This is a genomic window from Mitsuaria sp. MSU3D (assembly GCF_056867975.1).
On sequence record NZ_CP200314.1, the window covers coordinates 2,606,431 to 2,623,656 of the forward strand.

General features: G+C 69.7%; 18 protein-coding genes. 11 read left to right on the forward strand and 7 right to left on the reverse strand.

Annotated features, from left to right (window positions below; translation table 11 throughout):
• Positions 1–92: 92 nt before the first annotated feature.
• From AC1VNM_RS11470 to AC1VNM_RS11480, 3 genes are read right to left on the reverse strand one after another with little or no spacing between them, the layout of a single operon-like run.
• Positions 93–383, reverse strand: coding sequence for a DUF3325 domain-containing protein (locus tag AC1VNM_RS11470; protein ID WP_377153781.1), 291 nt, complete (start codon positions 381–383; stop codon positions 93–95).
• On the reverse strand, positions 383–2,086 hold the full coding sequence (locus tag AC1VNM_RS11475; protein ID WP_483107007.1) for a PepSY-associated TM helix domain-containing protein: 1,704 nt from the start codon (positions 2,084–2,086) through the stop codon (positions 383–385). Before AC1VNM_RS11475 ends, AC1VNM_RS11470 begins: the two co-directional genes overlap by 1 nt.
• Complete coding sequence (locus tag AC1VNM_RS11480) at positions 2,083–2,391, reverse strand: DUF3649 domain-containing protein (protein WP_377161856.1); 309 nt, start codon at positions 2,389–2,391, stop codon at positions 2,083–2,085. The genes AC1VNM_RS11475 and AC1VNM_RS11480 overlap by 4 nt, the downstream gene beginning before the upstream one ends.
• 270 nt (positions 2,392–2,661) lie before the next feature.
• Between AC1VNM_RS11480 and AC1VNM_RS11485 the strand changes: the two genes are divergently transcribed.
• The 3 genes from AC1VNM_RS11485 to AC1VNM_RS11495 all read left to right on the forward strand — a co-directional run bounded on the left by AC1VNM_RS11485 (position 2,662) and on the right by AC1VNM_RS11495 (position 4,091).
• Positions 2,662–2,991, forward strand: coding sequence for a DUF4148 domain-containing protein (locus AC1VNM_RS11485; protein WP_483107008.1), 330 nt, complete (start codon positions 2,662–2,664; stop codon positions 2,989–2,991).
• 222 nt (positions 2,992–3,213) lie between these two features.
• Positions 3,214–3,465 (forward strand): hypothetical protein, encoded by a 252-nt coding sequence (locus tag AC1VNM_RS11490; protein ID WP_377153775.1) that lies wholly within the window; start codon positions 3,214–3,216, stop codon positions 3,463–3,465.
• Between the two features lie 296 nt (positions 3,466–3,761).
• Entirely contained in the window at positions 3,762–4,091 is a 330-nt protein-coding gene (locus AC1VNM_RS11495) for a DUF4148 domain-containing protein (protein ID WP_377153773.1), read from the forward strand.
• A 117-nt stretch (positions 4,092–4,208) separates the two neighbouring features.
• Here AC1VNM_RS11495 and AC1VNM_RS11500 read toward each other — a convergent pair whose 3' ends face one another.
• Positions 4,209–4,721 (reverse strand): GNAT family N-acetyltransferase, encoded by a 513-nt coding sequence (locus tag AC1VNM_RS11500; RefSeq protein ID WP_483107009.1) that lies wholly within the window; start codon positions 4,719–4,721, stop codon positions 4,209–4,211.
• Positions 4,722–4,898: 177 nt separating this feature from the next.
• Here AC1VNM_RS11500 and AC1VNM_RS11505 point away from each other — a divergent pair, with 177 nt between their 5' ends.
• The 3 genes from AC1VNM_RS11505 to AC1VNM_RS11515 all read left to right on the forward strand — a co-directional run bounded on the left by AC1VNM_RS11505 (position 4,899) and on the right by AC1VNM_RS11515 (position 6,309).
• On the forward strand, positions 4,899–5,228 hold the full coding sequence (locus AC1VNM_RS11505; protein ID WP_377153773.1) for a DUF4148 domain-containing protein: 330 nt from the start codon (positions 4,899–4,901) through the stop codon (positions 5,226–5,228).
• A gap of 223 nt (positions 5,229–5,451) precedes the next feature.
• Positions 5,452–5,700, forward strand: a complete 249-nt coding sequence (locus tag AC1VNM_RS11510) for a hypothetical protein (RefSeq protein WP_483107010.1) — start codon at positions 5,452–5,454, stop codon at positions 5,698–5,700.
• Positions 5,701–5,997: 297 nt separating this feature from the next.
• Positions 5,998–6,309 (forward strand): DUF4148 domain-containing protein, encoded by a 312-nt coding sequence (locus AC1VNM_RS11515; RefSeq protein WP_483107011.1) that lies wholly within the window; start codon positions 5,998–6,000, stop codon positions 6,307–6,309.
• 112 nt (positions 6,310–6,421) lie between these two features.
• Here AC1VNM_RS11515 and AC1VNM_RS11520 read toward each other — a convergent pair whose 3' ends face one another.
• Together AC1VNM_RS11520 and AC1VNM_RS11525 are read right to left on the reverse strand one after the other, a co-directional pair.
• On the reverse strand, positions 6,422–6,742 hold the full coding sequence (locus AC1VNM_RS11520; RefSeq protein ID WP_377153763.1) for a plasmid stabilization protein: 321 nt from the start codon (positions 6,740–6,742) through the stop codon (positions 6,422–6,424).
• Positions 6,743–6,827: 85 nt separating this feature from the next.
• Positions 6,828–7,343, reverse strand: a complete 516-nt coding sequence (locus AC1VNM_RS11525) for a pyridoxamine 5'-phosphate oxidase family protein (protein WP_377153761.1) — start codon at positions 7,341–7,343, stop codon at positions 6,828–6,830.
• Between the two features lie 378 nt (positions 7,344–7,721).
• Between AC1VNM_RS11525 and AC1VNM_RS11530 the strand changes: the two genes are divergently transcribed.
• The gene (locus AC1VNM_RS11530; protein ID WP_483109264.1) at positions 7,722–10,298 is read left to right on the forward strand and encodes an excinuclease ABC subunit UvrA; all 2,577 of its coding nucleotides are present in this window, start codon (positions 7,722–7,724) and stop codon (positions 10,296–10,298) included.
• A gap of 14 nt (positions 10,299–10,312) precedes the next feature.
• Here AC1VNM_RS11530 and AC1VNM_RS11535 read toward each other — a convergent pair whose 3' ends face one another.
• Positions 10,313–10,723 carry a hypothetical protein gene (locus tag AC1VNM_RS11535; RefSeq protein ID WP_377153758.1) on the reverse strand — a complete coding sequence of 137 codons (411 nt, stop codon included), beginning with the start codon at positions 10,721–10,723 and terminating at the stop codon, positions 10,313–10,315.
• 292 nt (positions 10,724–11,015) lie between these two features.
• Here AC1VNM_RS11535 and AC1VNM_RS11540 point away from each other — a divergent pair, with 292 nt between their 5' ends.
• From AC1VNM_RS11540 to AC1VNM_RS11555, 4 genes are all read left to right on the forward strand, one after another.
• On the forward strand, positions 11,016–12,803 hold the full coding sequence (locus AC1VNM_RS11540; protein ID WP_483107012.1) for a thiamine pyrophosphate-requiring protein: 1,788 nt from the start codon (positions 11,016–11,018) through the stop codon (positions 12,801–12,803).
• 106 nt (positions 12,804–12,909) lie between these two features.
• Complete coding sequence (locus tag AC1VNM_RS11545) at positions 12,910–13,557, forward strand: (2Fe-2S)-binding protein (protein WP_483109265.1); 648 nt, start codon at positions 12,910–12,912, stop codon at positions 13,555–13,557.
• Positions 13,554–14,771: an FAD binding domain-containing protein gene (locus tag AC1VNM_RS11550; RefSeq protein ID WP_483107013.1), complete on the forward strand. Its 1,218-nt coding sequence runs from the start codon at positions 13,554–13,556 to the stop codon at positions 14,769–14,771. The genes AC1VNM_RS11545 and AC1VNM_RS11550 overlap by 4 nt, the downstream gene beginning before the upstream one ends.
• Positions 14,772–14,929: 158 nt before the next feature.
• Positions 14,930–17,179 (forward strand): xanthine dehydrogenase family protein molybdopterin-binding subunit, encoded by a 2,250-nt coding sequence (locus tag AC1VNM_RS11555; protein WP_483109266.1) that lies wholly within the window; start codon positions 14,930–14,932, stop codon positions 17,177–17,179.
• Positions 17,180–17,226 lie beyond the last annotated feature (47 nt).

Consider the following 17,226-nt stretch of genomic DNA (forward strand, 5'->3'; position numbering starts at 1 on the left):
GACCGGCCCCCAGCCAGGGTGGGCCCGCTGGCCGACAGGAAGTCAGGCGAAGGACTACACGGCGACGGGTTTCGCTCACGCCGCGCCGGGGCTCAGCGCCTGCGCTTCCGAGGCTGGCGCCGCTGATGCACGATCAACGCGACGAACACCACGCCCGCCGCGACGCTGGTGTGGCCGCTGTAGCTGACGAGGCCCAGGCCCCAGCCTTGTTCGGTCACGACGAGCGCGAGGCTTGCCAGCAGCAGTGCCCAGCCGGCGGTGCGCAGCGCGCGGGACTTCGCCGCGGGCAGCTCGCGGCCCAGGACGTCGCACTGCGCGCGGTCCGTCGCCATCGCGAGCGCCGCGAAGGCGGCCACGCAGATCAACAGGCTGAGGAGGTGCATCACCGCGCGCCCTCCCCGCCGGATCGCAGCGCCAAGCCGACCTCTCCGGAAGACGAGGCCGACGACGCGGCCAGCGGCGCCCGCGAGGCCTGGGCATGCGGCCTGTCCTTGGCGACCGGCCGCCCCTTCAACGCCCGAGGGGCGTGGCGCCCCGTGCGGATCGCCAGGTACGCCAGCAGCGCCGCGAACGCCCAGCACATCAGCTCCACGCCCGCGAAGGTCCAGTCGCCCTGCGCGACGCTGCGCCACAGCGGACGGTCCGTCGTCAGCGCGTTGCCCACCGGCAGCAGCGCCAGCGACACCGCGCCCAGCCACAGCAGTTCGATCCAGGCGCGCTTCGCCGGCCGGACCAGCGCGTGCAGCAGCGTCACTGCCCACACGATGAAGACCACGTGCACTTCCCACTCGGCGCGCTTCTCCAGCCCCGTCGGCAACAGCCGGTTGGCCCACAACATGCCGCTCATCGCCAGCGGCAGGCCTGCGATGGCGGCGATGTTCAGTCGCTCCACGACGCGGAAGCCGAAGTACGGCTTGTCCGGGTCAGGCAGCTTCTGGCGGCGCTTGACGGTCCACATCACCAGCCCGCTGCCGACCATCGCCGTGCCGGCCAGGCTGACGATGAAGTACAGCCAGCGGGTCGCGTCATCGCCGAAGCGCCCGAGGTGCAATCCATACAGCACGCCGCGGGTCTCCGCCGCCGCGCCGACGCCGTTCTTCTCCTCGACCAGTCGTCCGGAGACGCCGTCGAACAGCAGGTACTGCGGACTCATCGAGACCCGACCGCCCTCGCCGCGCGTGATCGCCACGCGCGCCACGGCATCGCCCGGATTCACCGCGGTGACCCGCGCCACGCTGCCCGGTCCCCAACGGCGCTCGGCCTCGCGCACCATCGCCTCGATCGAGGCCAGCGGGGCCGCCTCGCCCGAGGGCTTGGCCGGCTGGAGGAACGCGTTCATTTCCGAGGTCAGCTGCTTCTTCATCGCCGGCGAGTTGATGCCGGCCTGCTCGCCCCACGGCATGTACAGCGTCATCAGCGTCACCAGGCCGGTGTACGTGATCATCAGGTGGAAGGGCAGCCCGAACACCGACAGCGCGTTGTGCGCGTCCAGCCACGAGCGCTGGCCCTTGCCCCAGCGGAAGGTGAAGAAGTCGGTGAAGATCTTCTTGTGCGTGATCACGCCGCTGACGATCGCCACCAGCATGAACATCGCCGCCAGTCCCGCGAGCCAGCGGCCCCACACCACCGGCATGTAGTGGAACTGGAAGTGGAAGCGGTAGAAGAACTCGCCGCCCAGCGTCTCACGCGCGCTGACCTTCTCCCCCGTCTGCGGATCGAAGTTCGCGTCCTTGAATGCGCGCTTGGCGCCGTCCTTCGGCGGCACGCGCCAGAAGGCGTTGGCCACGCTGTGGCGATCGTCGGTCAGGCGCAGGCTCCACTGCGTGGTGCCCGGGGCCAGCGTCTCGAGCTCCCTGGCGATGCGGCCTGCGACGACGGCCGGCTCGGGCGTCACGGCCTGATGCGCGATCTCCGGCCGCATCCATTGCGACAGCTCCTCCTTGAAGTAGCTGACGGTCCCGGTGAGGAACATCGCGAACAGGAACCAGCCCAGCAGCAGGCCGGTCCAGATGTGCAGGTCCGACATCGTCTGCCGGATGCCGTGCGGCCGCGGCGCGGCCGAGGGGGCTTGGACGTCGACGCTCATGGCAAGGCGGCGGGTTCGACCGCGGTCCAGACGGACCACGCGAGAGGCAGCAGGAGCAGCGCGGCGACGATCAGCCCGACCCAGGCCCGTGTGGCGCTACGCACCGCGAAGACCCAGACGACCGCGCCAGCGTAGACGGCGAAGCTGCCGAGCATGCCGCCAATGACCGCCTGGATGCGGTTCACCGGCAGCGCGAGCACCGCGACGCTGACCAGCGCCGCCAGCGCGTAACCGCCGCCGATCGCCGCGGCGATGCGCGAGATCAGCGGTACTGCGCCCCGCAGGCGTGAGACCGGGAAAGACATGGACGACGGGCTTTGTTGCAAATGAGAATTCTTCTCATCATAGAGCCGCTTCATGGAAGGGTCCATGAATGTCCGTGCGATTGCTGGAGCTTCAGCCCCCAGCGCCCTGCGCGCGTGGGGACGGGCGATTGTTGCGGGCCTTACAACAACCCATTCGCGCCTGAGCCATCTATGCGATTCGGCCCCGCGCCTAACCTTCAGTCATCGGCAAACGACGCCGGCCCAAGACCTCAGATACCCCGATCACACGCTCTCTCAAAGGAAACCATCATGACCGCCAAGACCCTGATCGCTACCGCCCTGATCGCCCTGTCCGCCGCCGCCGTGCCGGCCTTCGCGCAGAGCTACAGCCACCTCGACCCCATCACGCAGAGCCAGAAGAGCCGCGCCGAAGTGCTGGCCGATCTGGAGATCTATCGCGAGTCCGGCCTGGCCGCCGTGGACCGCACCGAAGACTCGTCGCTGGAACTGAATCGGCGTGCCAAGGCGGAAGCTCGCTACGCCGAGCTGAAGGCCTCGCCGAAGTACGCGGCGCTGGTCCAGCGCTTCGCGGCGAAGGAAGCCAAGGGCTCGACGACCGAAGGCGTCTCCGCCCGCTGAGCGATCCCCTCGCCCTCCCCGGCCACCAGCGCCGGCAGGACTTCGGTCCTGTCGGCGTCTTCGTTTGGGAGGGGCGATACGGCGTGTGAAGCGCGACGGCTTGTCCGCCTGGCATGCATCTCACACCGCCGCCGCGCAGCTTCGTCGCGCAGCGCTCGAAAGACGGCGCGCCACTGACGACACTGACTCCATCGACACAGCCAACCCCTTCAGGAAATCGACATGAACGCCACCCGCCTCGCCATCACTTCCGCCACCAGCACCACCGTCAAAGCCGTTGCCTTCGGTGCCATCGCGGCGCTGGCCCTGGGTCTCGGGATCGCTCATGCACAAGGACAACGCGAAATGCGTGCCTCGATCGTCACGCTGGATCCGGTGGTCATCACCGTGAAGCGCGAGCAGCTGCCCACGGTCTACATCACTGGCCGTCGCAGCGCCGACGCGGTCGACACGCAAGTCGCCTCGGCCGAGTGAACGCCTGAGGCTGCGCTGTTTCGGTGGAGCGATCCACGGACTGACGACCTTCGGTTCGCTCCTACGCAAGACGCCCGGCTCATGCCGGGCGTCTTGCTTTGTGCCGAGCACGACGAGCAGCCCCTGTGAATCGCGCGTGTCGAAGGACGGTCGATTGTTGCGAGCCTCACAACGAGGCATTGCGGCGCAGCCCGTTTATCCGAACAGGGCACGCGCCTAACCTTCAGTCATCGGCAAACGACGCCGGCCCAAGACCCCAGACACCCCGATCCACCGCTCTCTCAAAGGAAACCATCATGACCGCCAAGACCCTGATCGCTACCGCCCTGATCGCCCTGTCCGCCGCCGCCGTGCCGGCCTTCGCGCAGAGCTACAGCCACCTCGATCCGATCACGCAGAGCCAGAAGAGCCGCGCCGAAGTGCTGGCCGATCTGGAGATCTATCGTGAGTCCGGCCTGGCTGCCGCGGACCGCACGGAAGACTTCACGCTGAACGCGAGCCAACGCGCCAAGGCAGAAGCCCGCTACGCTGAACTGAAGGCCTCGCCGAAGTACGCGGCGCTGGTGCAACGCTTCGCGGCGAAGGAAGCCAAGGGCTCGACGACCGAAGGCGTCTCCGCCCGCTGAGCGCCGCTCGCCTCCCCGGCCATGGACGCCGGCAGGACTTCGGTCCTGCCGGCGTCTTGGCTTTGTGAGCTCAACGGTTCATCCGCCTCGCCGGCGGTCCACGCTGCCGCGTTGCAGTCAGGCGTGAGCCCGGCGAAAGACCCAGTCACCCTCGTCATAGGTCAGCAAGTCCGGAGCCCTGGCCGGATCGACCCGCTCGTAGCCGCATGCGCTCAGCAGCCGGCCGCTTCGCAGGTTGACCGGCAGCGTCGTGGCCCAGCATCGCGCATCGGGGCACACGCGCGACAACTCGTCATGGAGCCAGCTCAATCCCTCCTTGGCGTAGCCGTGGCCCCAGTACGCCGGTGCCAGCAGAAAGGCCACCTCTGCGATGCCGGCGTGCACCGTCGCCTCCAGCCGCCCGATCAGTTGATGACTTCCGCGCAGTCGCACGGCGTAGTTGAGCCACCGCTCCGAAGCTCGATGGGCGGGAGGCCCGGCCAACGCCCTCCGCAGACCCAGCGCGACCTCTGCCGCGCCTGACGGCAGACCGCCGATGTGCTTGTAGACGCGTTCGTCCCAGAGCAGATTCGCCAGCGCATCGACATCGGCGTCGACGAGCGGAGACAGTGTGAGTCGGGCAGTCTGCATGGATCAAAGGCTCTCGGGCGTCGACGGTGGCCAGGATTATTGCGGCCGTCACAACGGCCCATTGCGGCGCCGCCCGTTTATCCGGACGAGGCCCGCGCCTAACCTTCAGTCATCGGCAAACGACGCCGGCCCGAGACCCCAGACACCCGATCCAACGCTCTCTCAAAGGAAACCATCATGACCGCCAAGACCCTGATCGCCACCGCCCTGATCGCCCTGTCCGCCGCCGCCGTGCCGGCCTTCGCGCAGAGCTACAGCCACCTCGACCCGATCACGCAGAGCCAGAAGAGCCGCGCTGAAGTGCTGGCCGACCTGGAGATCTATCGTGAGTCCGGCCTGGCTGCCGCGGACCGCACGGAAGACTTCACGCTGAACGCGAGCCAACGCGCCAAGGCAGAAGCCCGCTACGCCGAGCTGAAGGCCTCGCCGAAGTACGCGGCGCTGGTGCAGCGCTTCGCGGCGAAGGAAGCCAAGGGCTCGACGACCGAAGGCGTCTCCGCCCGCTGAGTGATCCCCTCGCCCTCCTCGGCCACAAGCGCCGGCAGGACTTCGGTCCCGCCGGCGTCTTCGTCTGGGAGGGGCGAAACGGCGTGTGAACTGCTACGGCTTGTCCGCTTGGCATGCATCTCACACCGCCGCCGCGCAGCTTCGTCGCTGAGCGCTCGAAACGAAGGGGCTCGATGACGACACTGACTCCATCGACACAGCCAACGCCCCCAAGGAGATCGACATGAACACCGCCCACCGCCTCGCCATCACTTCCGCCACCAGCACCACCGTCAAGGCTGTCGCCTTCGGTGCCATCGCGGCGCTGGCCCTCGGCTTGGGTATCGCTCATGCACAAGGCCAACGCGAGATGCGCGCCTCGATCGTCACGCTGGACCCGGTGGTCGTCACCGTGAAGCGCGAGCAGTTGCCCACGGTGTACGTGACCGGCCGCCGCAGCACGGCTGTCGACCAGGACACCTCGGCCGAATGAACGCTTCAGCTTGCGCTGTGTCGGTGGAGCGATCCACGGACTGACGACCTTCGGTTCGCTCCCACGCAAGACGCCCGGCTCATGCCGGGCGTCTTGCTTTGTGCCGAGCACGTCGAGCAGCCCCTGTGAATCGCGCGTATCGAAGGACGGTCGATTGTTGCGAGCCTCACAACGAGGCATTGCGACGCAGCCCGTTTATCCGGACGAGTCCCACGCCTAACCTTCAGTCATCGGCAGACGACGCCGGCCAAAGACTCTCAGACACCCCGATCCACCGCTCTCTCAAAGGAACCCATCATGACCGCCAAGACCCTGATCGCTACTGCCCTGATCGCCCTGTCCGCCGCCGCCGTGCCGGCCTTCGCGCAGAGCTACAGCCACCTCGACCCGATCACGCAAGGCCAGAAGAGCCGCGCCGAAGTGCTGGCCGACCTGGAGATCTATCGCGAGTCCGGCCTGGCCGCTGTCGACCGCACCGAGGACTTCAGCCTGAATGCCGGTCAACGCGCCAAGGCGCAAGCCCGCTACGCGGAGATGAAGGCGTCGCCGACGTACGCCGCGCTGGTGCAGCGCTATGCGGCCAAGGAAGCCAAGGGCGTTGCGACCTAAGGCATTGCCGCCCGCTAAGACTGCCCCTCGGGCTTGGAGCCCGAAACGACCAACGCCGACAGGACCTTCGTCCTGTCGGCGTTGTCATTTGGGCCGGGAGAAAGATCCGTCGTCAGTGATGACCGGCGCGTGCCGCCGCATTGCGCTTGCGCGTCGCCGCAGCCTTCTTCGCGGACGCGGAGCGCTCCGCAGCCGTGCGGCTCGCTGCGGCCTTGCCGCCCAGGTGCCCGCCCTTGCGGGCGGGCGCGTGGTCCTCAGGCTGACCTCGACCGGAGCCGGACTTCTTGCCGCCCCCCGTTTCCGCGTTGACCGTGGCCCACGCGCGCCGTTCCGCTTCATCCTTGGGCACACCGCGGTGCTCATAGCCGCTCTCGATGTGCTCGGCCTGTCGCTTCTGCTTGTCCGTGTAGGACGACTTGTCGCCTCTGGGCATGGGGACCTCCGATCGTCGTTCGATGCAGGAAATCCGGCAGACCGCCTTCGCGATCCGCCGGCCTCAATGTGGCCTCATTACGGCCTCACTTCATGCGCACCTCGCCGGTCTCGGCCAGGCCGGTGGGCGGCTTACCGGTCACGGCCGCCTTCGCCATCGCGTAGAGCTGCGTCAGCTTGGACGCCTTCACGTCCCAGTAGCTGGCGTGGCTGATGCGCACGCGCACCACCGCCAGGTCGGGATCGTCGATGCCCTGGGTGAACCAGGCCTCCGCCGCCTTGCTCCAGAGCTCCTGGCGCTTGGCGCGGTCCTCGCTGAGCTCCGCCGTGCCGGACACCGAGACGTAGGTGTCGTCGTCCCGGTCGGCGAAGCCGACGTTCACCTGCGGCGACGCGACGATGTCGCTGAAGGGCTCGCCGCTGCGGGACATGAAGAACCACAGCGACTCGCCCTCGTCGAGCGCCTTGTTCTGCAGCGTCATCGGGCGCGAGTGCAGATGCCCGTTCGCATGATGCGTCGTGAACAGGCCGACCTTGATGTCCTTGATGAGGTCCCAGAGCTTCTCGCGTCGCTCGGTGTCGGAGAGGGGTTTGTCGGTCATGGGGACTCCTGTGAAAGGTGGAAAGGTTTCCCTCCTTCGCAGCAAGTCCCGCTCCCGGCCCGCCGAACCGCCTGAGCACAGGCGCGAATCGCACGGGCATCACATCGGTCGAGCGCTTCATGGTGGCTCGGGAGTGGAACCCGTCATCGGCATCGGCATCGGCAAGGGCCATGTCCGTCCCGGTGGGCATCCTGCTTGCTGATCGGTGCCATCGACCGATACTTCGCCCCCGCCGTCCCAGCGCGCGTCGCGCTGATTACCCGAGGTTCCGTCTTGGCCAAACGCCCTACCGCCCGCCCACCGTCCTCTTCGTCGTCCACGCCCGCGTCCAAGCAGACGTTCGCGTCCGCGTCCGCGCCCGTCGCGGCGCCCGATGCCGTGCGCGAACACCCCGGACGCGCCGCCTTCGTCCAGGTCCGCGGCGCGCGCGAGCACAACCTCAAGAACGTCGACGTGGACGTGCCGCGCGACGCGCTCGTGGTGTTCAGCGGCGTGTCGGGTTCCGGCAAGTCCTCCCTCGCCTTCGGCACGATCTACGCGGAGGCACAGCGTCGTTACTTCGAATCGGTCGCGCCGTACGCGCGCCGGCTCATCGATCAGGTCGGCGTGCCCGCCGTCGATTCGATCGACGGCCTGCCGCCCGCCGTGGCGCTGCAGCAGCAGCGCGGCACGCCGAGCGCGCGCTCGTCCGTGGGCAGCGTGACCGGGCTGTCGTCGCTGCTGCGGATGCTGTACTCGCGCGCCGGCCGCTATCCGGCGAAGCAGCCGATGCTGTACGCGGAGGACTTCTCGCCCAACACGCCGCAGGGCGCCTGCCCGCATTGCCACGGGCTGGGCCGCGTGTACGAGGTCACCGAGGCCTCGATGGTCCCCGACGACACGCTCACCATCCGCGACCGCGCCGTCGCCGCCTGGCCGCCGGCCTGGCACGGCCAGAACCTGCGCGACATCCTGGTCACGCTGGGCATCGACGTCGACAAGCCCTGGCGCGAACTGCCGCGCAAGACGCGCGACTGGATCCTGTTCACCGACGAGCAGCCCACCGTGCCCGTCTACGCCGGCTTCACGCCCGCGGAGACCAAGGACGCGCTGCGCCGCAAGATGGAGCCCAGCTACCAGGGCACCTTCAGCAGCGCGCGGCGCTACGTGATGCACACCTTTGCGACCACGCAGAGCGCGCTGATGAAGCGCCGCGTGTCGCGCTACCTGATCGGTGGCGCCTGCCCGGTCTGCGACGGCAAGCGGCTCAAGCGCGAGGCGCTGTCGGTGAGCTTCGGCGGGCTCGACATCGGCGCGCTGTCGCAGTTCCCGCTGGCGCAGCTGGCGGAGCACCTCGGCGATGCCGCGACGGACGGCCTCAGCGAGGAGAAGCGCCTCGCGGCGCGGCGCCTGGTCGACGACGTGCTGATGCGGCTGCGTCCGCTGCTCACGCTGGGACTGGGCCATCTGTCGCTGGAGCGCGCGACGCCCTCCGTCTCGCCCGGCGAGCTCCAGCGGCTGCGGCTGGCCACGCAGATCTGCTCCAACCTCTTCGGCGTCGTCTACGTGCTCGACGAACCGTCCGCAGGCCTGCATCCGGCCGACAACGAATCGCTGCTCGCCTCGCTGCGATCGCTGAAGGCGGCGGGGAACTCGGTCTATGTCGTCGAGCATGACCTCACCCTGATGCGCGCCGCGGACTGGATCGTCGATGTCGGACCCGCGGCCGGTGAACTCGGCGGCCGCGTGCTGTACAGCGGTCCGCCGGAAGGCCTGCGCGGCGTCGCGGAATCACGCACCGCCGCCTACCTGTTCCCCGAGTCCTTCTCCGACGCGCCGGCCCACGGCGGCCCCGAGCACTCCATCGGACCCGCCGGCGCGGCGAGCCGTCCCGACCGGCGGCCCGCTCGCCGCGCACCGAAGGACTGGCTGCGGCTCGAAGGCATCACGCAGAACAACCTCGTCGACGTGGACGCCGCGTTCCCGCTCGGCGTGTTCACCGCGGTGACCGGCGTGTCGGGTTCCGGCAAGTCGTCGCTGGTGAGCCGCGCGCTGGTGGACCTGGTCGGCGCGCACCTGGGCCATGAACCCGCGGCCGTCGAGGACGACGAGGACGCTGAGCTCAGCGCCGACGTGCAAGCGGCCACCGGCGGACGGATCGCCGGCGGCGCCGAGGCGATCCGCCGGCTGGTGCAGGTCGACCAGAAGCCGATCGGCCGCACGCCGCGCTCCAACCTCGCGACCTACACGGGGCTGTTCGACCACGTGCGCAAGCTCTTCGCCGCGACGCCGGCCGCGCGCGCCCGCAAGTTCGATGCGGGGCGCTTCTCCTTCAACGTCGCCAAGGGCCGCTGCGAAACCTGCGAGGGCGAAGGCTTCGTCAGCGTGGAGCTGCTGTTCATGCCCAGCGTCTTCGCGCCCTGCCCCGCCTGCCACGGCGCCCGATACAACGAGGCGACGCTGAAGATCCGCTACCGCGACCGCAGCATCGCGGAAGTGCTCGGCATGACGGTCGACACGGCCTTCGAGTTCTTCATGGAGGAACCGGCGCTGGCACGGCCGCTGGGGCTGCTGAAGGGCATCGGCCTGGGTTACCTGCGGCTCGGCCAGCCGGCGACCGAACTGTCGGGCGGCGAGGCGCAGCGCATCAAGCTCGTCACCGAGTTGCAGCGCACGCAGCGCGGCCACACGCTGTACGTGCTGGACGAGCCCACCACCGGTCTCCATCCGTCCGACGTCGACAAACTGATGGTCCAGCTGCGCGACCTGGTCGAGGCCGGCCACACGGTGGTCGTCGTCGAGCACGAGATGCGCGTCGTCGCCGCGGCGGACTGGGTCATCGACCTCGGTCCGGGGGCCGGCGGCGATGGCGGGCGCGTGGTCGCAGCGGGGACGCCGGACGAGGTGGCCGCCAGCGCGGACTCGCGCACGGCGCCACATCTGAAGGCAGCGATCGACGGCAACACCCGAGGCTGATGAACCGGGGCTGATCAGCGGCTCGGCTGGAAGCCCTCGGGATCGAGCGCGAAGCGCCAGGCGCTCGAGCGCTGCAGCGCTTCCTTCAGTTCACGCGAGCTCGGCCGCACCAGCGCCGACAGCTCCTCGCTGAAGAACTCGCAGCCCAGCGCATGGGCGACGTCGCAGACGACCTCGATGAAGTGGTCGGTCTCGCTGGCGCAGGCGTCCAGCCGCGCGTGCAGCTCATAGCGACCGTCGGGGTCGGAGACCATGTCGATGCAGTTGCCCGCCTCGTTGCCGAAGTAGCGCCAGCCTTCGAGCATCGGCGTGCTCGGCCCGACGCGCGAAGCGAGGTAGTGCATGACGTCGGTGCGCGAGGACGGCAACCACGAGGCCGCCGCGCCGCCTTGCGAAAAGGCGAGATCGAATTGCCAGACTGACATGACGGGGGACATGAGTCCGAGGAATCTCGATGCTACGCCCCGGTCCTCGGCGTTGTCATGCTGCGCCGCGGCAATGCCCCGCCGCGCTCGTGCCTGGTCGGCGGCGTCGGATGGTGCCGTCGGATGGCGGCGTCGGATGGCGGCGTCGAATAGCGGCGTGGAATGGCGGCGTCGAATGGCGGCACGGTGTCGAACGGACGCGGCCGCCGGTTCATCGCTGCCGTGTGCCCTGGCGGGGATGGGCAAGCGGCTTGCCGACGAGGGGCACGCCCACCCGCCGGAGCCCCACCGAATGACCGCCACCGTCAGCGACCAGATCCTCGACCGACTCCACGGCTGGGGCATCCGTCGCGTCTTCGGCTATCCCGGCGACGGCATCAACGGCCTGATGGGCGCCTTCGGGCGGCGCAAGGACGACATGAGCTTCGTGCAGGTCCGCCACGAAGAGCTCGCCGCGTTCATGGCGACCGCGCACGCCAAGTTCACCGGCGAGGTCGGCGTCTGCATGGCCACCTCCGGACCGGGCGCGATCCACCTGCTCAACGGCCTGTACGACGCCAAGGCCGATCACATGCCGGTGGTCGCGCTGGTCGGGCAGAGCGCGCGCTCCGCGCTCGGCGGCGACTACCAGCAGGAAGTCGACCTGCACAGCCTGTTCAAGGACGTCGCGCACGAGTTCGTCCACACGGCGATGGCGCCCGCGCAGGTGCGCCACCTGATCGACCGCGCGGTCCGCATCGCGCGGGACCAGCGCACCGTGACCTGCGTGATCCTGCCGCACGATCTGCAGGAACTGGACGCCGTGACCGAACCGCCGCGCACGCATGACACGATCCACACCGGCATCGGCTGGACCGCGTCGCCCGGCGCGCCGGGCGACGCGCAACTGCGCGCCGCGGCGGACATCCTCAATGCGGGCAAGCGCGTGGCCATCCTCGCCGGCGCCGGCGCGCTGCACGCGGGCGATGCGCTCATCCAGGTCGCGGAGCGCCTGGGCGCGGGCATCGCCAAGGCGCTGCTGGGCAAGATGGCCGTCTCCGACGAGTTGCCCTTCGTGACGGGCTCGATCGGCCTGCTCGGCACCAAGCCGAGCTGGACGATGATGAACGAGTGCGACACGCTGCTGATGGTGGGATCGCACTTCCCGTACTCGGAGTTCCTGCCCAAGGAAGGCCAGGCGCGCGGCGTGCAGATCGACATCGACGGCCGGCGCGTGTCGACGCGATATCCCATGGAGGCGAACCTGGTCGGCGACAGCCGCATCACGCTCGAGGCGCTCCTGCCGTACCTGAGACCCAATCCGGACAAGACCTGGCGGCATCGCATCGAGTCCGAGGTCCGCGACTGGTGGCAGGTCCTCGAGGCGCGCGCGATGACCGACGCGAAGCCGCTGAATCCGCAGCGTGTGTTCTGGGATCTGTCCCCGCGCCTGCCGGACGATGTGATCCTGACCTGCGACTCCGGCACGTCCGCGGGCTGGTACGCGCGCGACCTGAAGTCGCGCCCCGGAATGATGGGCTCGGTCTCCGGCGGGTTGGCGACGATGGGCTGCGCCGTGCCCTATGCGCTGGCGGCCAAGCTGGCGCATCCGGGGCGGCCGGTGATCGCGCTGCTCGGCGACGGCGCGATGCAGATGATCGGCATCAACGCGCTGATCACGATCGCGCATCGTTGGCGCGACTGGTCGGACCCGCGCCTTGTCGTGATGGTGCTCAACAACGGCGACCTCAACATGGTGACCTGGGAGCAGCGCGTCACGGCCGGGGATCCCAAGTTCGAGGCCTCGCAGACGCTGCCCGCCTTCCCGTATGCCGAGTACGCCCGCATGCTGGGTCTCGAGGGCCTGCGCATCGACCGGCCCGAGGACGTCGCGCCCGCCTGGGATCGCGCGCTCCGCGCCGATCGGCCGATGCTGCTGGAGATGGTCGTCGATCCGGACGTCCCGCCGCTGCCGCCGCACGTCGAGCCCCGGCAGATGCTGCAGTACGCCAGGGCGCTGCTGCTCGGCGATCCCGACGCGCGCGGCGTCATCGCGGCCACGCTGCGCGAACTGTGGGCGTCCGTCACGAAGAAATCCTGAGCCTCCGGCTCCCAACGCAGCACAACCCCAGCACCCGCCAGGAGGTCCCATGGACATCGCCGAACACCCGCCCCTGCACACCGGCGCGGACGCCCTGCCCGCGCCGATGCGGCCCGAGCCGATCCGGCTCACGATCAACGGACGCACTCACGCGCTCGCGGTCGAGCCATGGACGACGCTGCTCGACCTGCTGCGCGAGCAGCTCGACCTCACCGGCACGAAGAAGGGCTGCGACCACGGCCAATGCGGCGCGTGCACGGTGCTCGTGGACGGCGCGCGCATGAACAGCTGCCTGCTGCTCGCCGTGAGCCTCGACGGCCAGGCCATCACGACGGTCGAGGGCCTGCCCGGTCTTGTGACCGCAGCAACGGCAACGGCAACGGCAACGGCAACGGCCACGAACGCGGCCATGGCCGCAACCACGAACACGGGTCAAGACCCCACGGCCACCGACCCGGATGTCCTGCATCCGCTGCAGCAATCGTTCATCGACTGCGACGCGCTGCAGTGCGGTTACTGCACGCCAGGACAACTGTGCTCGGCGGCGGGGTTGCTGAACGAGCCCCGCCCCGTCAACCGGCATGAGCTGCGCGAGCGGCTCAGCGGCAACCTCTGCCGTTGCGGGGCCTATCCGCAGATCGTCGACGCGGTCGCGCGCATCGTGCTGCGATCGGACAGCGCCGTGCCCGCCGTCTGCGCGGCCGCGGCGTCGATGGTGGCCTCCGCCGCCGACACCGGCGAGGTGCGCGAATGAACCGCTTCGACTATCACCGCGCCACGTCCGCGGACGAGGCCCTCCACCAGTTCGCCGGTCTGGCCGCCGGTGTGGCCGCCGGTCCGGTCGGCGACGCCGCCCTCGAGACGCCCCTCGCCGAAGCGGCCATCGGGCCGCGCGACCTCGGAACCTCCGACGCCGCCGAGGCGCGCGCGCCGCGCTACCTCGCCGGCGGTACCAACCTCGTCGACCTGATGAAGGAAGGCGTGATGGCGCCGGTGCGGCTCGTCGACATCAGCCGGCTGGGCGTCGGCGACATGCGCGAGATCCGCGAGATCCGCGACACCGGCAACGGCGCGGTGCACCTCGGCGCGCTGGCGACGAACGCGGCGACCGCCTACCACCCGCTGGTCGCCGAGCGCCTGCCGCTGCTGCGTTCGGCCATCCTGGCCGGCGCCTCGCCGCAGATCCGCAACCGCGCGACCAACGGCGGCAACCTGCTGCAGCGCACCCGCTGCCTCTACTTCTACGACATCGGCGTGCCCTGCAACAAGCGCATCCCCGGCAGCGGCTGCCCGGCGGCGACGGGACTGGCGCGGCAGCACGCGATCCTCGGGGCCAGCGCGCACTGCGTAGCGACGCATCCGTCGGACCTCTGCGTCGCGCTGGCCGCGTTGGACGCGGAGGTCCATGTCATCGGCACCGCGGGCCGACGGGTGATCCCGTTCGGCGAGTTCCACCGGCTGCCCGGCGATCGACCGGACCTCGACACCACACTGGCTCCGGGCGAGCTCATCACCCATCTGGTCGTGCCGCCCAACAGCCTGCAGGCGCACAGCTGCTATCTGAAGCTGCGCGAGCGCGCGTCCTACGCGTTCGCGCTGGTCTCGGTGGCCGCCGGATTCGAGCTCGACGACACGGGGCTGATCGTCGACGCACGGGTCGCCCTGGGCGGCGTCGCCCACAAGCCCTGGCGGAACCCGGATGCCGAACGGCTGCTGGTCGGCGAGCGGCCTTCTCCGCAGCTCTTCAGCGCCTGCGCGGCGGCGCTGCTGAAGGACGCCACCCCCTGCGGCGGTCCCGCGCTGCCCGAATCGACGCCCGGCAACGCCTTCAAGATCCCGCTGGCGCGACAGGCCGTCGTGCGCGCGCTGGAGATGGCGCTGGCGGGCATCCCCACCAATACCGGCGAAGACGCCTTTCGCGCGCTCGGCGCGCGAGAGGACCGCGCCCCGACCGCGGAGGCTCCATGAGCTCACTGCCCGTTTCCAGTTCGTCCGATGCGGCGAACGCGTCCAATGCGTCCAATGCGTCCAATGCCTCCGACGCCGCCGATGTCTTCGACCTTCCCGCCGGCGCCGGCACGACGACCGGTGATGAACGCCGTCGACTGCGCGAGACGCAGCAGCCCATGGCCCCCGCCGGCACCGGCGCGGTCGTGATCGGCACGCCGCTGCCGCGCATCGACGCGCTGGCAAAGGTCACCGGCGCGGCGAAGTACGCCGCGGAGCATTCGGGCACCGGGCTGCTGATCGGCGTCGTCGTCAACACGCCGGTCGCGCGCGGCCGCATCGTGTCCATCGACGCGAGCGCCGCGCTGGCGCTGCCCGGCGTCGTGGACGTGCTGACCCACCTCCACCGGCCGAAGATGCGATCGATGGACCTGTTCTACAAGGACATGACCGCACCGGGAGGCTCGCCGTTCAAGCCGCTGCACGACGACGAAGTCCACTACAGCGGCCAGCCGGTGGCGCTGGTGGTGGCGACCACGCTGGAGCTGGCGCGCTACGCGGCGATGCTGGTCCGCGTGGAGGTCGAGGTCGCGCCGCACGACACGCATCTGCTGGACGACCGTTCGCGCGCCCGCGAACCGTCGCGGCTGAAGGTCGGCTTCTCGCCGCCGCCGAAGCCGCGCGGCGATGCGGAGGCCGCGTGGCACGCGGCCGCGTTCTCGACCGACGGCGAGTACTACGCCGGCGTCGAGCACCACAACCCGATGGAGATGCACGCCACGACGGTGCTGATTGATCCCGACGGTCACCTGACCATCCACGACAAGACGCAGGGATCGCAGAACTCGCGCTGGGTCGTGTCGCGCGCCTTCGGGCTGCCGGCGCGCCGGGTGACGGTGAAGAACGCCTTCGTCGGCGGCGCCTTCGGCTCGGGCCTGCGGCCGCAGTACAACCTGCTGCTCGCGACGATGGCGGCGCTGCAGCTGAAGCAGTCGGTGCGGGTCGTGCTGACGCGCCAGCAGATGTTCACCTTCGGCCATCGGCCCGAGACCTGGCAGCGCGTGCGGCTGGCCGCGGACGCGAACGGCCGGCTGACGGCCGTGATGCACGAGGCCATCGCGGAGACCTCGCGCCGCGAGGACTACGTGGAGGTCGTCGTCAACTGGTCCGGCCAGCTCTACGCCTGCGACAACGTGCGGCTGGACTACCGGGTCGTCCCGCTCGACCAGTACAGCCCGATCGACATGCGCGCGCCCGGCGCCGCGCACGGCGTCCATGCGCTGGAGGTCGCGATGGACGAACTCGCCCATGCCGCGGGCATCGATCCGCTCGAGCTGCGGCTGCGCAACTACGCCGAGCGGGACGAGGCCAACGACCTGCCCTATTCGACGAAGGCGCTGCGCCAGTGCTACGAGCAGGCCGCGCGGCGCTTCGGCTGGGAGCGACGGCCCGCCGCGCCGCGCTCGATGCGGCAGGGCCATGAGTTCGTCGGCTGGGGCATGGCGACGGGGACCTGGGATGCGATGCAGATGTTCGCGCGGGCGCGGGCGACGCTCGATGAGGACGGTCGTCTCGTCGTCGAGAGCGCCGCGACCGACATCGGCACCGGGACCTACACGACGATGGCGCAGATCGCGGCGGCGGAGATGGGCCTGCCGCTGGAGCGGGTCACGTTCCGGCTCGGTGACTCGACGCTGCCGGTCGCGCCGATCGAGGGCGGTTCGGCGCACGTCGCGACGGTGGGCTCAGCCGTGCAAGGCGTCTGCGAGAAACTGCGCAAGGCGCTGTGGAAACGGGCAAAGCAACACGCGCCGGGCTTCGACGGCGCGCGCTTTTCCGATGTGGTCTGCCGCGGCGGCCAGCTCCATCGATCCGACACCGGCGCGGCGGTGCCGCTGTCGCAGCTGCTGCGCGAGGAGGCCGGCGGGCCGCTCGACGAGAAGTACCTGATGCTGCCCAACGTACTGAAGCAGCGGAAGTACATCCGGGCGGTGCACTCGGCGGTCTTCGTCGAGGTGCGCGTCGACGAGCGTCTGGGCACGGTGCGCGTGACGCGGGTCGTCAGCGCGGTCGCGGCGGGGCGGATCATCAATCCGGTGACGGCGCGCAGCCAGATCATCGGCGGCGTCGTGTGGGGCATCGGCCAGGCGCTGCATGAGGAGACGCTGAGCGATCACGCGCTCGGCCGCTTCATGAACCACAGCCTGGCCGAGTACCACATCGCCTGCAACGCCGACGTGCCCGACATCGACGTGCTCTTCGTCGAGGAGGACGACCGCGTGGTCAGCAGCCTCGGCGCCAAGGGCGTCGGCGAGATCGGCCTCGTCGGCGTCGCCGCGGCGATCAGCAACGCGATCTTCCACGCCACCGGCAAGCGCCTGCGCAGCACGCCGATGACGCCGGACAAGGTCGCCGACCTGCGGACATGAGGAGACCCACGGCGTCGGTCATCGCGAGGCCCATGAGGCCAGCGGGG